Below are 14,002 nucleotides of genomic sequence, written 5' to 3' on the forward strand. Positions count from 1 at the left end.
AGGAGAATGCGCACTTTTGGAATACACACAACGAAGCTGGCGAAGGCAAAAGCGGTGCTTGAACCTCTCCAGTTGTGGGCGATCAAACGGATACAGGGTCAGGCTTCGCCTGGCCGGAGAGACTCAAATGAAACGAACAACGGTTTGGATCTTTGTGTTGTCAGCCGCATTGCTACTCGGTGGGTGCTGGCCTTATTGGCATGATGGTGGGCATGGACGTGATCATGGTCGTGGCTACGATGGGGATCGTGGCGGCCAGGAGTATCGCCGGTAGCGGCGGGTTAACACTGAGCCGATAACACACGTGTCACCGGCTCAGGTTGATTTTTTAAAGCGCCACGTAGACCAATGCTGCGAGTTTCCGTGCTCTGGGATCCATCAGCACATGACTGCCCAGGGTGCTGTGTCTCTTGCCCCCGGGTTGGTGATCAGCCCATCTACGCGATCTGAGGCACGCTCGAAAGCTGATAGCGACACCACGTTGCCGACTGGATGAGCTGCCTTGAAGCGGTCGGAGGGCTGAAAAAAGATGAACCGTACTGCTCTGGGAGGGGTCAATTACCTATCAGTCACAACTAAAGCGATTCGACTGACTGTGCATACCTAAGGAGGGGAGCATGAGTTGCCTGGTTTGCGCTGGAAGCGCTGAAAGGATCGAAGCGTCTGAGGACTTTGCAGAGCGCATTTGCGCTGAGTGTGGGCATTACCGAATTTCCCGATCGTTTGTTTTGGACCTCATTGAACAGGGCCAGATTTTCGATGTGGTCAAGATGAGAGATTGGCTTGCGGACAACAGGCAACGGGTCGATATACCTTCGATCAATGCGCAACAGGCGATCCTTGTGAAGTGATGCTGATTGGACAGGACCGTGAGCAAGAAAATCCCGGAGAGTCAGAGACTCTACGGGATTTTTTTTGCCTTCAGTTTTCCCCTATTTCAAGGCGAGATGGGCAAGCCAGCTTCAAACCAGGCTGATCATATCCGCACTCAGTTGTGCCGCGCTGAAACCTACCAGGGTGACACTGCTGTTGCCCGCCAGGATCACGCTGTCACTGCCGTTCTGAGTGGTGGCGCCGAGGACGGCGTCGGTTGAGGCAAACAGTGACTTGGAGAACACCAGCAGATCGTGCCCGTTCTGATGGATGTTGAAGTCGCTGATCCGGTCATGGCCGAACCCTGGCTGATCGAACACAAACAGGTCGCTGCCCACGCCACCGCTCAGTTGGTCGTTGCCTTGGCCGCCGATCAGGATGTCGTTGCCGCTGCCGCCATACAGGGCATCGTTGCCAGTGCCGCCGAGCAGCGTGTCGTTGCCATCGCCGCCATGCAGCAGGTCGTTGCCGGCGCCACCTTCGAGCCGATCATTGCCGCCCTGGCCGAATATCAGGTCCCGTGCGGCGGTGCCTTTGAGGGTGTCGGCCAGTTGAGTGCCTTCATAGGCTTTGGCGTAGGCTTTATCGGCGCCGAACAAGCCTTCGAAGTCCAGCTTGCCACTGGTCACGGTGTAGGCGGGCGTCAGAGCCTGCCCGATACCGCTGAAGATCCCGCCGATAATGGGCAGTTGACCAAGGGCGTTGGCCAGGCTGGTTTCGAACTCGACATGCTCAACGCCATGCAGTTCTTTAAGGCCGTACTGGCCGTTGGTGTCGTTGAGAAACAGGGTGCCATCGCTCAGTTTTACGGCTTCGTAGGAGGAGGCTGCGCCCTTGAGGAACACTTTGTCATTGCCGTCGCCGCCAGCGACGATGTCGGTGCCGGTGCTCACCCGGAAGCTGTCGTTGCCGCTGAACCCGTCGAGGAAGTCATCGCTGCGACCGTCCTGCAGCTTGTCTGCACTGTCGGTGCCCAGCAGGAAGGCCGGTGTGCCGAAGTGATTGGAGGTGGCGGTCTGTTTGTCGCTGACCCAGGTGAAACTGCGGCTGATCGGGTCGAGGTTGCTGATGATAACGGTGCTGTCACGCTCGATGTGGTCATAGAACGTCGATTGGCTTATGCGCTGGATAGGATTGATAAAAATCCCTTCGAGGTGCGCGGCCCAGCCGGTCAGGTTGGCGATGGAGAACGGGCCGTTGGGCCAGGTGGGCAAGGCGTAGATCGTGTCGAACAGCACGATGTTGTCGGTGGTCGAGGTGTAGCTCGCATCGCTGCCTTTCAGCGCGTCGATGATGGCGCTGCCCAAGTTGGTTTCCTGGCCTATAAGGCGGTGCACCACATCGTTCTCGAAGCCGAAGTTGAAGATCCCCTCACTGTTGCTGGATTTGGGCGACTCCATGCCGAAGTAGTCCGAATCCTTGAAAAAACCGTCTGCCAGCGTGTCTTTGCCCAGGAACATGCTGTTGGTCACCGAGCCGCCCTGGCTGTAGCCGGTTACGAGTACATCCTTGCCGCTCAGGTTGTGGCCGGTGGCGTAGTCCTTGATCGAGTCGAGCAGGTAGTCGTAGCCGTGGATGTAGGAGTTGTCGATCATCGCCGGCCAGCCCAGCAGATCGATCGGGGAGTTGGTGCCGGCGATGGAAAAGCCCATTTTCAGCAGTTGACCGCTGTCGTCGTATTGGCCGAAGACCCTGGCCTGGGAGCCAAATACGTTCTCACCCTTGAAGCTTCCAGTGAGGTCGGTGTGGCTGTTATCAACGTTCAGTTCGCTGGCACCGATCTCACGCCAGCCCTTGGGCAGCGCGAAGGTGTTGCCCTCTCCCAGGACCAGCCCCGGGATGTTGTAGAGGGCGCCTACGGTGGCTACACCACTGGTATAGGTGGCGAGGTTCCAGGCATCTGAAATCAGGACACGGGCGTCTTGCCCCTTGTAATCGAACATAGCCATTTACGTTCTCCTTGGACCCAACGATCAACACCGATGGTCGACGGTGGAGGCTGATACGTCGGGCTAAACAAACGTGCATTGAAGTTATTTTTGTGCGTTTGATTCAGGTTGCTCCCAATCACCGACATCGGCTTTGACTACGAAGGAAGCCAGGCAACATTAACGTATAAGTAAGTACGATCGTACTAAAAAGACCCGCCGAAGACCGCTTTTGGTGACCGTTCGTCGCGGTGGAAAAGCTGGATTTTTTACCTTTGATAATGCGTTCGTGTGCTTGAAGTACGGGAAATGACAGGTCCAGCTACGTTGAGAAACTTACTCTTGATCTAACTTGATCTAACTTGATCTAAGCTGACGTGCACGAGATAAGAGGTCCTCCACTGAAATCATTTTTGATAGTCCGCATAGCTCTATGCTGACTCCACTTAGAGGATCGCATCCATGTTTCACCACCTGTCACTTGGCGTGAAAGACCTGAACACGTCCGCACGGTTTTACGATGCGGCTTTGGAGGCGCTCGGTTTTCGCAGGGTTTTTGAGGATGAGATGGCAATCGGCTACGGCACCGAGGACGGGAAAGATAAGCTTTGTTTGAAACTACGCCCGGCCGCAATAGCTCCTGGGCCTGGCTTCCACTTGGCCTTTGCTGCCCAGTCAAGAGCCGCAGTTGACGCGTTTCACTCAAGGGCTCTCAGTGCTGGGGGCGTTGATAATGGTGCACCAGGTTTGCGTTCACATTATGGCGCTCACTATTACGCGGCCTTTCTCATCGATCCCGATGGGTATCCGATTGAAGTGGTCATTAACCGAGCTGAAGGTTGATGCCATAAGGACGGGAGCGCACGCTTCAAGTTCACCGCTCAAGGTACGGTGAAATCAGCCCCGCAAACCACTCGATAAACACACTCAAGCGCAGCGAACGCTGGCGACGGTCCGGATACAGCACCGACACCGCCATAGGCGCTGGACGGTACTTGGGCATGACTTCCACTAACTCGCCTGAATCGATCAAGTGCTGCACATCAAACAGCGGAACCTGGATCAACCCAAGTCCTGCGCAGCAGCAAGCGATGTAGTTTTCTGCATTATTGACCACGATATTGCTGGGCAACTGTCGAGTTTGCTCAACACCCTCGCGCAGGTACTCCCAAGCCAACTCATGGCCTGAAATGCCAGAGGTGTAGCCAACACTCATATGACCTTTAACCAGGTCATCGGGATGCTTTGGAATGCCGTATTTGGCGAGGTATCCCGGGCTGGCACAGTTGATCAGCACCGCGCGTCCCAGTGGCTTTACCACCAGGCTGCTGTTGTGCGGCGTACCGAAGCGGATGACACAATCAACGCCTTCATGAATCAGGTCGATGGCCCGGTCTGTTGAGCCCAGGGCCAGTTGGAGTCCGGGATGATCGGTGAGGAAGTCAGGTAGGGCAGGGACCATCAAGCGACGGGCGATGCGGCTAGGCACGTCGACATTGAGTCGCCCTGTTACCTGGTTTTCAACAGGCTGAAACAGCTGATCGAGGGCCTCGATATCGATCAACACCTGTCGCGCCCGCTCAAGTAGCTGTGCGCCGTCGGCGGTCAGGCAAACGTTACGTGTGGTGCGATGCAACAGCCGAGTGCCAATGGTGGCTTCCAATTGCTGGACAGCCGCCGAGACCGAGGCTCGAGGCAGCTTGAGCGCTCGGGCAGCCTTGATGAAGCTCTCCCGCTCGGCGACCTGGACGAAGACACGGTACTGTTCAATTTTATCCATGCCTTTGGCACTCATCCCGTTGCATCGCCATTTCAGGCCACGATTTATTTGGTCGTGTAGCCACCGTTGATCAGGATAGTCTGACCGGTAATCCACCAGCCATCACTGACCAGGTGGCGAATAAACGGAATGACGTCGTGGATGTCGGTAAGGCCTGTCTGGGAGAACGATGACAGAGCGGCGGCGGTTTTATGGTAGCTGACAGCATCAGCGCCTTCTGCCGGATAGAAGAAAGGTGTATCCATCGGCCCTGGGCCCACCGCTGTCACCGAAATCCCGCGCTCGCCAAGCTCCTTGGAGGCCGCCCGCGTGAAGTGTTCGACGGGGGCTTTGCCGCCTGCATAGGCCGCATAAAACGGCGTATAGGCGCCGAGTAGGGAAGTGACAATGGAGCAAATCTTGCCATGGTCGTTGAGGTGTTTACCGGCTTCCTTGATGAAGAAAAAGGCCGTCTTGGCGTTGACGGCCATCATGTCGTCGTATTCGTTCTCGCTGATTTCGGACATCGGTTTTTTCAGGACTTTGCCGACGGTATTGATGGCGATATCTGGCTTGCCGACCGCCGCAACGGCGTCGGAAAACAGCTTCTCGACTGCACCGGCCGAAGTGAGGTCCGCCTGCAGGGCCACCGCCTCGGCGCCCAGGGCCTTGATGGTCGCGACGGTTGCGTCGGCGTCGCTCTTGCTTGCTGCGCTGTTGTAGTGAATCACCAGGGCTTTGGCGCCCTGCTGCGCGAGGTCGCGGGCGATCAAGCCGCCCAGGTTCTTGGCGCCGCCTGCAATGAGAACGACTTTGCCTTTGATCGAGTGGTCTGTCATGAGGTGACTCCTGGCTGGGATGAGGTGAACCACAGTCTAGAGAGCGCCGGTTTAAAGATAAGCCTGCGGTGGCTGGATAGACTGTTCGCTATTTCTGACCAATCCGCAGTTGGGCAATGTTTAAACGGTGGAAGTTAGGAGCGCTCCCCTTATCGCCTATCCGTCTAGCTACCCCCCATTTCTTGACTAAGTTCTTTGTAGGGAGTTTTTATCTGCACGGAGGCAGGAAAGGTGAAAACACGCATCATCTTGGTCGGAGGCGGGGTAGGCGGCACGATGCTGGCTAACCAACTGGTCACCAAGTTGTACCCGGAAATCCTTCGGGGTGAAGTGCAGATCAGCCTGATATCCAACAGTCCAGATCATTTCTACAAGCCTGCGTTTATGTACGTAGCCTTCAACTTGTTTTTTCAGGACGAGTTGAAGCGCTCGGAGCGCTCGCTGCTACGGCCTGAAATCGACTTCACGGTTGACGAGGTCACAGGCTTTGACTTCGCCGGACAAACCCTGCGCACCCGAAGCGGGAGACGGTACGAATACGACATCCTGGTGATTGCCACAGGGTGTGTGCCTGCACCGGAGCGAATTGAAGGGCTGAAGGAGGCCGGTGACCATTTTTATCAATACGAACCTGCGCGGCAATTGGCGCAACGCCTGAGCACGATCAAGCAGGGGCGGATTTTTATTACGGTGTCGTTCCCGCAAACACCCAATGTGCCCCATCAATGTGGCATCGCCCCGGTGGAAACCACGTTGATGCTCGATGATTTTTTGCGTCGACGGGGCGTGCGTGACAAGGTCGAAATTATCTACACCTATCCCAGTACGGCACAGCTGATGCGCAATTGCCTGTTCATGCAGCGGGCCACGGGAGAGGTTTTGCCCAGCCTTTTTGAACAGCGCGGCATTCGTTTTCAGCGCGGCTTTACTTTGAGATCAGTCGACCCGGATCAACGTATCGCCTACTCCGCAGAAGGCGAGGCCCAGCCCTTCGACATCCTGATGGCGACTCCGCCGATCCGGGCCGTCGATGCCGTTCTCGAGTCAGGCGTATCACAAGCCCAAGACAACGAAGGCTGGTTGCCAACCCATCACGAAACGCTTCAGGTGTATGGCCTGGAGAATGTCTACGTCATCGGTGACACCGTTGATTTGCCCGTGAGCAAAGCCGGTGGGGCATGCCATAACTAGGCGCCTGTGATTGCCAACAACATTGCCGGTCAAATCCGCCACGGCTCGGCAGATGCGGTGTACGACGGGCGTGTCCAGGCGGTCGCGCAAATGGGCCTCAATGCAGGCATGCCGCTCTGGTATGACTACACACATGATGTATTACCCACACCCCCCAACAAACTCGGTGGTCTATTACGCGCAGGCTTCAATCGCGGCCTTTATTGGGCCGTTGCACGCGGAATGCTTTGACCTGACATCAGGAGGAGTATGCCGAAATGGAAGAATCAACCCCTAAAGGTAGCTGTGATCCAACAGCGTTAATGGACAACGACATTGCACTACAAGCTTTGCTGAACAAGCTGCAGCCTCTGGTCAACAGTGGTCGGCTGGACAACGTGGTAGATCTGATTTCGGTGACCTCCCACGCGATTGATCTAGTCGACGTGGCGATGGTTGAAAAACTGGCAGGCCTGTTCGATCAGGCTACGTCTGTCAGTTGGGAGCTGGGCAATGCCTTGCGCATGGCCAAGGCACAAACCCAGGCCCAGGTAGAACCCCACAGTCTCTATGGTCTGCTGACGTTACTACGCGAGCCCGATACCCGGCGAGGCGTCGGCTTGGTACTGCGAACATTGAATGTCATTGGAAGACAACTGTAAGACGACCTGGAGGTCAACCTCATGATCGTGAAACCCCTACCGGCAAGTTCGGCGAGTACGCAATGGGATCCGTCGACGTACCTCAAGTTCGCCCAGTTACGCGAGCGCCCGGTGATTGAATTGCTTGACCACATCACGGTCGAGAACCCACAACTGATCTACGACTTGGGCTGCGGCACAGGCATTGCTACTCATCTATTGGCCAAGCGCTGGCCCAATGCGGAACTGATCGGGGTCGACAGCTCTGCTGAAATGCTCGCCGAGGCCACCTACCTTCCCATTCGGGCACTGTGGCAACGGCGCAATCTGCAGGAGTGGCATGCTGAACAACCGGCTGACTTGTTGCTGGCAGCAGCTGTTCTGCATTTTATCAACGGGCATGAGCAACTGATGCCACGGCTGTTGAGTCAGCTCAAACCTGGCGGATGCCTGGCCGCCCATATGCCCAACTGGCGGGAAGCCCATTGGTATCGACTGATGCTGGAAACCCTGGAGCATGCGGGTGTTGGCGGCACGCCCCTGGGCACCGAGGCGCTGCGTCGTTCCATGGCTGAGCGGCCAGTACTCTCGCTGGATTGCTATTACCGTTTGTTGGCACCGCTGACCCAGGACCTGGATATATGGGAGACCGAGCATCTACAGGTAGTTGACGGGCAATCACCGATATTTGACTGGGTAAAGGTGTCGGCGCTGCGCCCGGTGCTACTGACACTGGATGATCAGGAGAGGAAGCGTTTTCTGAGCGAATACCTCAAGCGCGTGCACGAGGAGTATCCACCGGAGCTGGACGGACGCACGTTATTTCCCTTCAAACGCACCTTTATCGTGGCGCGTGTCTGAGGTGTTCCAGAGTGTTGGCTATTCACTATTTTCACCCCCGGTTAGATCGTTTATTTCCTTCTGATTGGTGGGTATTCCTGGATCGAATATCCATAGCGTTGATTCTGAATCGAAAACAGAAGGTTGGTACGTAATAGCTTATTTTTGAACGTTATCGCGGAATTAACGGGCGTTGTGCTCCGATAAACCCTGATGCAGCACCCGTTCCTGCTGCTCGGCCAGCGCCTTGTGCCGTTGCCTGGCATCCCTAGAATCGGCCCCAGAATTTGTCCCTTCCTGTCGATTACGGAGTTTCGAACATGATGAATGCCATGCAGATGCCTATGAACAACGCGATGCCGATGATGCCGATGATGGGCATGCCGATGATGATGGCAACCATGAAGTGCGAGATGACTGGCGATGCCATGATGTGCACCATGAAGCCGGCGGCCGGCATGGACATGGCCATGTTCAAGAACAACGCCGAGATGATGGCGATGATGCTCAACTGCGGCATGCCGATGATGATGCAGTGCGCCAACCTGTCCATGATGTGCATGTCCGAAGACGCCATGGCAATGATGAACAGCATGAGCATGCCGATGATGATGCCAATGGGCATGCCGATGCCGATGATGAAGTGCGTCATGGAATGCAAGATGGAAGCGGATTGCATGACCTGCAAAATGATGCCGATGCCGGGTATGAGCATGGACATGATGAACAACTGCTGCATGCTGATGATGAAGATGATGAACGACTGCGCCATGCCGATGATGATGAGCTGCAACGGCATGCCGATGATGTGCTGCACCTGCTGAAGGCGGCAATGAAAAAGCCCCGGCGTTTGCGCGCCGGGGCTTTTTTGCATTCAGTCCAGTCGTTCGGGGTAGGTGATCACCAGGAACGCCAGCGCTTCGCTGTCGGCAGGGTTTCGATAGCGGTGGGGCTGGTCGGCGTAAAACAGAATGGAGTCGCCGGTGGACAGCAGATACCGCTCCTCGTTGACACTGACTTCCAGCACGCCCTGGGCCACCACCAGGTTTTCCTGGATTCCCGGTCCATGGCCTTCGGAAATCTCCTCGCCGAGGGCGCTCAGGCGTATTTCATAGAACTCTGACTGACGCGCCATATCGTATGGGAACAGCGCCCGGCTGACGAAAGCGCCGCTGGCACTCACCAGGCGCTTGCTCTGTTGCGCCGGCAGCAGTTCAACCCCTTCAAACGCACGATTTTCCAGAAAGGCGGCCACCGAGACCTTCAAACCCTTGGCAATTTTGCACAGGACTTTGATCGACGGCACGCTACGCCCGGATTCAATCTGCGCCAACATCGCCCGGCTCACGCCACACGCCCGCGCCAAGGCATCCAGCGACAGGTGGCGCTTGCTGCGCAGGCGCTGCAAATTCTGCGCGACCTGTTGCCCAATGGCGTCATCGTCGCTGCTGCAGTCCTTGGTGTTGAGAGTGGGCTCTGGCAGTTCGGGAATCGTGTGCAGGAAATTCATGGGCGTCACGCCCGACGCGTGTCGCTGGACGGGTTCGTCGTCTGTGTTGCAAACACCGCCAGCCCGGCCCGGGCCGCATACATCGTCCACATCAGCTCGGCCGCCGCACGTGCCTGGCGCCGTTTGCGGTGAAGGGTGAAATCGATGACGTTGGTCGGTGTGTGCATGGGGTAGATCTCTTGTGACAGTGGCGACTCAGTGGCTTCACATTACTGTGTAGGACTTATTTCGATAAATACTGAGTTTGCATTTGTTAATTCGATTTTGGACTTAGTGGGAGCGGGCCGGTCTGACAGTGCTGTACGACACGTCCGGCTCTATCACCGGGCGTGACCCGTCGGGTTTCTGGTTCTTCCCATGACTGATCTCGTGCCGGGCGTAGCCCTCGCAACACTGAATTCCAAGGATTTGCTCCATGCACCTGCGACAACCCCCGTTTGCTTTTTCTGCCCGCAGGACCTGGCCCGTGCTTGGTTTTGGCGCCGCGCTGACCTTCAGCCAACTGGCCCAGGCCGAGGAGCCCAATACGCTCGAGCTTGCCCCGGTGGAGGTGTCCAGCGCCGAGATCAGCGCGCAGGAGGTGGCCCAGGCCCAACTCAAAAGCGTTCCGGGTGGTACCAACTACATCGACCTCAACAGCGTCAAACAGGGGCGGGTAAGCACTAACGAAGACGTGTTCAAGTACCAGGCGGGTGTCTACGCCAAGGCGGCAAACAATGAGGGCGTGAAGCTTTCCATTCGTGGTTCGGGCATCAACCGGGGCCCGGGTGCCCATGCTTCCGGGTTATACGAGACCTTCGATGGGCTGCCACTCACCGGTCCCGGCGGTACACCCTACGAGCTCAAGGACCCGTTGTGGCTCAGCCGGGTTGAGGTGCTGCGGGGCGCCAACGGTTTTGACCAAGGGGCTTTGGCCCTGGGCGGCGCCGTCAATTACGTCACCCATACCGGTTACGACGCGCCCAAGTTGCAAGTGCGCTACGAGGTCGGTAGCCATGGCTACGGCCAGCGGGAGATCAGTTCCGGACAGGTGTTGGGGGATGCCGACTATTACATCAGCCTGACCGACTCCGAATATGACGGTTTCCAGGATCACAGCTCGGGCAGTGGCAAGGGCGTGGCGGCCAACTTTGGCTACCGGTTCAATCCCGACCTGGAAACACGCTTCTATTTCCGCTACCGGGAAACCGCAAACGACTCGCCCGGCAAACTGACGCGCGACCAGATCAGCCACGACCCGCGAGCAGCCAACGCGCTCAACGTGACCCGTGACTCGAAACGCCTGCAGCCCGGCTCGACCTGGATCGCCAACAAGACCACCCTGCAACTGGATGACAATTCAAGGATCGAGGCTGGTCTGGTGTATCACGACTATCCCATGGACCTGAGGGAGGGGACTAACCGCCTCAAGGTGGCCTATACCGATATCAGCGGCACCTTGAACTACATCCGCCAAGACACCCTGTTCGGCCATGACAGCAAGACCACCCTCGGCCTGCGTACCACCCAGGCGCTGCCCAACAATGGCGCGTCGGAATACGTGCGGGTGCCTGCCGGCAATACGGCAGGTTATGCCCCTGGCACCAAGACTCGCGACTACAGCTACCTGGGCTCCGACAGCGTGCTGCATATCGGCAACGACCTTGAGCTGATCCCGGACCTTTGGCTGACCACCGGGATTGCGGCGATCTATACCCGCCGGGAAACCGAGGTCACGTATCCCCAGACCCATGCTCCTGTGAGCCAGCACGATTGGGACTATGCCCTCCGCGTTGGCTTGCGCTATGACTTCAACCCGCAGCTGCAGGTGTACGGCAACTTGAGTCGTTCGGTCGAGCCACCGCATGCGTGGTCGATGATCTGGGGCTCGAACAAGTTCTTCCCGGCTGGCAGCGGTCCGGCCAGTGGCTTGCAACGTGAAGGCGTGAAGTTGAAGAACCAGACCGCAACCACCCTGGAAGTGGGGGGGCGTGGTGAGGCGTGGCTCGGGCAGTGGGACTTGGCGCTGTACCGTTCCGAGGTGCGGCACGAGTTGCTCGCTGTGGAAATGGTAGCAACCTCTGCCTCATCAGCGGTGATCGCCGAATCCAACGCCAGCCCCACCGTGCATCAGGGCGTTGAATTGAGCTTGATCAGCCCGCTGTGGGATGGCGGCAACACCGGCAAACTCGACCTGCGACAGGCCTACACCTACAGCGATTTCCACTACCGGAATGACGACCGTTTTGGCGACAACGCATTGCCCGGTATCCCCAAGCATTACTATCAGGCACAACTGCGCTACAGCCATCCCACCGGCTTTTACACCAGCTTAAATGGCGAGCATTCCTCACGCGTGGCGGTGGACTATGCCAACTCCTATTACGCGACGGCCTACACGCTACTGGGCGCAACGGTTGGCTACGACGCGCCCAAGCAAGACTGGCAAGCCTGGGTGGACCTGCGTAACCTCACCAACAAGCGCTACGCGAATACGGTCACGCCTGGTTATGACGATAAGGGCCAGGATGTCGCACGCTCTACGCCCGGTGATGGCCGGGGTGTTTATGCAGGCGTTTCCTGGAGTTTGCGTTAATCTGACGGGCATCGAGGAAACTGCTGGCCCAAAGAAATGGAAATTTCGTACCTTGGGGTAGCGCCGAGCCGACCATCGCATGTCTGCCCAGGCCCGTTGGTTGGCTCACCATGACTCAGCCATGAACAAGGATGGACAGTGCCGATGGTCAACTCAGCCTTACGGATATGGTGTGCGGTCAGTGTGCTGTGCGTGGCCTCGTTCACGATGGTAACGTCCGAGTTCGCCCCCATTGGTTTGTTGTCGCAGATATCCGCCGACCTGGATCAAACCCCGTCTACCATAGGGCTGACGGTGACGTTGTACGCATGGATCGGAGCTGCCAGCGGTTTGCTGTCCAACTGGTTGAACTGCTGGATTCCCCGCAAGGCACTGCTGGTCGCTTTGATGCTGATACTGGCTGTATCGAACGGCCTGGCGGCGTTGTCCCCTGAATTTTCGACGCTGCTCGGCGCCCGTGCCGTCGGCGCATTGGCCCATGGCGTGTTCTGGGCAGTCGTGGCCGCCACCGCTGCGCATATTGTGCCGGCGCACCGCATGGGGCTGGCCACCTCGATCGTCTTGGGCGGCATCACGATCGCCACGGTCATGGGCGTTCCGCTGATCAATCTGGTGGGCCAATACGATGGTTGGCGCACGGCCTTTGTGTGCCTGGCCTTGATGTGTGTCGCCAGCGCTGGTGCGATAGCCCTGGTACTTCCCTCCATGCAGATTCACTCACTGGCCAAAGGCGTCGGGTTTGCAGCGGTGCTGCGGCGCAAGGATCTGTTGATCACATACGTCATCACCGGGCTGACAGCGGCTGCGCATTTTGGCGCCTACACCTTTGTCGAACCGTTTATTGGCCAGGTGCCAGGCATCACGTCATACCTGATTGCCGTCCTGCTGTTTGCCTTCGGCGCAGCCGGGTTTCTGGGCAACCTGTTGAGTGCGCTGTTTATTGATCGCTACTTGAAGACGTTCATTCTGGTGGCGTTGATCGCGATGGCATTGGCCTTGGTGACCTTGGGCATCTACGGCCCCTTACTGGGTATCGCACCCGTGGTTATCTTGTTGGTGGTCTGGGGCGTTGCTATTTCCGCCTTGTTTACCGGCCTGCAAACCTGGGTCTTGAGGATTGCCGGTGATCACATGGTGCCGGCAACCGCGATCCATACCGCCGTGTTGAACAGCGCGATTGGGCTGGGGGTGATTATCGGTGGGGGAGCATTAAACATGGCCGGGTTCAAGGGCGCGATGCTCGCGGCCAGCGTGGTGATTGTCCCGGCTATCGTCCTGATGATCGCCTCAGGCCTTCGCGCTCGTACCGAGCCGGTCTTCTCCTAGCGCTGCGGCCGGCAGCGTCGCCTCAATCCGGGCCTGCTCCCAGGCACTCAGCAGGCTGACCGGGTCGGTGCCGAAGCGTTGCCAATGGCCGGTCCTGCCGTCAGGTGCCACACAGGACGGGCAGCCGATCAATACACCATTGCTGGTCAGCAGTGTGATCTCCCAGTCATCCACCTTGAGCACCGTTGTCTCGCCATTGGAGGCGGTGGGCGGGTGTTGCAAGGCGCGGATGTCGAGTGCGACATCCTTGAGCACTTGGTAAGCCTCCCGTGCAGAAACGGTCGCTGTGGATTTCGTCATCGTGATTGCCTTGGTCTGGATTGGCGCAGTTTCGCGTTCCTCAGAGTGGGTTTCAAGCATTGTCGGACTCGTCGCCAGCGCTCGATTTTTTTTGCGAACTGCGCTAGTTTTTTTGTAACAATTGAGTGTATAAGATAAAGGCTACTGGGTAGAAAGATGACTTTCGCCAGTAGTGGAGTTCCTCGCGTTGTTGATTGTTTTCTCGGCGTCGGGTTCTCAAGCGTGTACGCACATGGAATGT

At 57.3% G+C, this 14,002-nt stretch carries 13 protein-coding genes and 1 pseudogene; 7 read left to right on the forward strand and 7 right to left on the reverse strand.

The genetic code is table 11. The features are described from left to right. Positions 1-617: 617 nt before the first annotated feature. The gene (locus tag HKK55_RS08130; RefSeq protein WP_169354168.1) at positions 618-851 is read left to right on the forward strand and encodes a hypothetical protein; all 234 of its coding nucleotides are present in this window, start codon (positions 618-620) and stop codon (positions 849-851) included. Positions 852-962: 111 nt separating this feature from the next. Here HKK55_RS08130 and HKK55_RS08135 read toward each other — a convergent pair whose 3' ends face one another. Beyond that, entirely contained in the window at positions 963-2,822 is a 1,860-nt protein-coding gene (locus tag HKK55_RS08135; RefSeq protein ID WP_169354169.1) for a calcium-binding protein, read from the reverse strand. A gap of 441 nt (positions 2,823-3,263) precedes the next feature. Here HKK55_RS08135 and HKK55_RS08140 point away from each other — a divergent pair, with 441 nt between their 5' ends. Next, positions 3,264-3,644, forward strand: coding sequence for a VOC family protein (locus HKK55_RS08140; protein WP_169354170.1), 381 nt, complete (start codon positions 3,264-3,266; stop codon positions 3,642-3,644). 31 nt (positions 3,645-3,675) lie between these two features. Here HKK55_RS08140 and HKK55_RS08145 read toward each other — a convergent pair whose 3' ends face one another. Beyond that, a complete protein-coding gene (locus tag HKK55_RS08145; protein WP_169354171.1) occupies positions 3,676-4,581 on the reverse strand; it encodes a LysR family transcriptional regulator in 906 nt (301 codons plus the stop codon). A gap of 44 nt (positions 4,582-4,625) precedes the next feature. After that, a complete protein-coding gene (locus HKK55_RS08150) occupies positions 4,626-5,399 on the reverse strand; it encodes an SDR family oxidoreductase (RefSeq protein WP_169354172.1) in 774 nt (257 codons plus the stop codon). 231 nt (positions 5,400-5,630) lie between these two features. Between HKK55_RS08150 and HKK55_RS08155 the strand changes: the two are divergent. The 3 genes and pseudogenes from HKK55_RS08155 to HKK55_RS08165 all read left to right on the forward strand — a co-directional run bounded on the left by HKK55_RS08155 (position 5,631) and on the right by HKK55_RS08165 (position 8,071). Further along, positions 5,631-6,821: pseudogene (locus HKK55_RS08155) on the forward strand (FAD/NAD(P)-binding oxidoreductase). A gap of 71 nt (positions 6,822-6,892) precedes the next feature. Next, on the forward strand, positions 6,893-7,231 hold the full coding sequence (locus tag HKK55_RS08160) for a DUF1641 domain-containing protein (RefSeq protein ID WP_237151361.1): 339 nt from the start codon (positions 6,893-6,895) through the stop codon (positions 7,229-7,231). A 21-nt stretch (positions 7,232-7,252) separates the two neighbouring features. Then, entirely contained in the window at positions 7,253-8,071 is an 819-nt protein-coding gene (locus HKK55_RS08165) for a methyltransferase domain-containing protein (RefSeq protein ID WP_169354174.1), read from the forward strand. 283 nt (positions 8,072-8,354) lie between these two features. On the opposite strand, the gene HKK55_RS29165 is transcribed toward HKK55_RS08165, so the two are convergent. The 3 genes from HKK55_RS29165 to HKK55_RS08180 are packed head-to-tail and all read right to left on the reverse strand — an operon-like array spanning position 8,355 to position 9,727. Continuing rightward, positions 8,355-8,867, reverse strand: coding sequence for a hypothetical protein (locus HKK55_RS29165; RefSeq protein ID WP_178128874.1), 513 nt, complete (start codon positions 8,865-8,867; stop codon positions 8,355-8,357). Positions 8,868-8,924: 57 nt separating this feature from the next. Then, positions 8,925-9,560, reverse strand: coding sequence for a helix-turn-helix domain-containing protein (locus HKK55_RS08175; protein ID WP_237151328.1), 636 nt, complete (start codon positions 9,558-9,560; stop codon positions 8,925-8,927). 5 nt (positions 9,561-9,565) lie between these two features. Continuing rightward, on the reverse strand, positions 9,566-9,727 hold the full coding sequence (locus tag HKK55_RS08180) for a hypothetical protein (protein ID WP_169354176.1): 162 nt from the start codon (positions 9,725-9,727) through the stop codon (positions 9,566-9,568). 248 nt (positions 9,728-9,975) lie between these two features. Between HKK55_RS08180 and HKK55_RS08185 the strand changes: the two genes are divergently transcribed. Together HKK55_RS08185 and HKK55_RS08190 are read left to right on the forward strand one after the other, a co-directional pair. Continuing rightward, a complete protein-coding gene (locus tag HKK55_RS08185) occupies positions 9,976-12,135 on the forward strand; it encodes a TonB-dependent receptor (RefSeq protein WP_169354177.1) in 2,160 nt (719 codons plus the stop codon). A gap of 144 nt (positions 12,136-12,279) precedes the next feature. Continuing rightward, the gene (locus HKK55_RS08190) at positions 12,280-13,461 is read left to right on the forward strand and encodes an MFS transporter (protein ID WP_169354178.1); all 1,182 of its coding nucleotides are present in this window, start codon (positions 12,280-12,282) and stop codon (positions 13,459-13,461) included. Here the strand turns inward: HKK55_RS08190 and HKK55_RS08195 are convergent. After that, complete coding sequence (locus HKK55_RS08195; protein WP_169354179.1) at positions 13,423-13,761, reverse strand: hypothetical protein; 339 nt, start codon at positions 13,759-13,761, stop codon at positions 13,423-13,425. The two genes, HKK55_RS08190 and HKK55_RS08195, sit on opposite strands and share 39 nt — an antisense overlap. Positions 13,762-14,002 lie beyond the last annotated feature (241 nt).

The sequence above is a fragment of the Pseudomonas sp. ADAK18 genome (genome assembly GCF_012935695.1).
Classification (GTDB): domain Bacteria; phylum Pseudomonadota; class Gammaproteobacteria; order Pseudomonadales; family Pseudomonadaceae; genus Aquipseudomonas.

Coding starts and splice junctions, on each gene's coding strand:
- HKK55_RS08140 (WP_169354170.1), top strand. CDS start 3,264: ATGTTTCACCACCTGTCACTTGGCGTGAAAGACCTGAACACGTCCGCA.
- HKK55_RS08135 (WP_169354169.1), bottom strand. CDS start 2,822: ATGGCTATGTTCGATTACAAGGGGCAAGACGCCCGTGTCCTGATTTCA.
- HKK55_RS08195 (WP_169354179.1), bottom strand. CDS start 13,761: ATGACGAAATCCACAGCGACCGTTTCTGCACGGGAGGCTTACCAAGTG.
- HKK55_RS08165 (WP_169354174.1), top strand. CDS start 7,253: ATGATCGTGAAACCCCTACCGGCAAGTTCGGCGAGTACGCAATGGGAT.
- HKK55_RS08175 (WP_237151328.1), bottom strand. CDS start 9,560: ATGAATTTCCTGCACACGATTCCCGAACTGCCAGAGCCCACTCTCAAC.
- HKK55_RS08145 (WP_169354171.1), bottom strand. CDS start 4,581: ATGGATAAAATTGAACAGTACCGTGTCTTCGTCCAGGTCGCCGAGCGG.
- HKK55_RS08130 (WP_169354168.1), top strand. CDS start 618: ATGAGTTGCCTGGTTTGCGCTGGAAGCGCTGAAAGGATCGAAGCGTCT.
- HKK55_RS08190 (WP_169354178.1), top strand. CDS start 12,280: ATGGTCAACTCAGCCTTACGGATATGGTGTGCGGTCAGTGTGCTGTGC.
- HKK55_RS08150 (WP_169354172.1), bottom strand. CDS start 5,399: ATGACAGACCACTCGATCAAAGGCAAAGTCGTTCTCATTGCAGGCGGC.
- HKK55_RS08185 (WP_169354177.1), top strand. CDS start 9,976: ATGCACCTGCGACAACCCCCGTTTGCTTTTTCTGCCCGCAGGACCTGG.
- HKK55_RS08180 (WP_169354176.1), bottom strand. CDS start 9,727: ATGCACACACCGACCAACGTCATCGATTTCACCCTTCACCGCAAACGG.
- HKK55_RS08160 (WP_237151361.1), top strand. CDS start 6,893: ATGGACAACGACATTGCACTACAAGCTTTGCTGAACAAGCTGCAGCCT.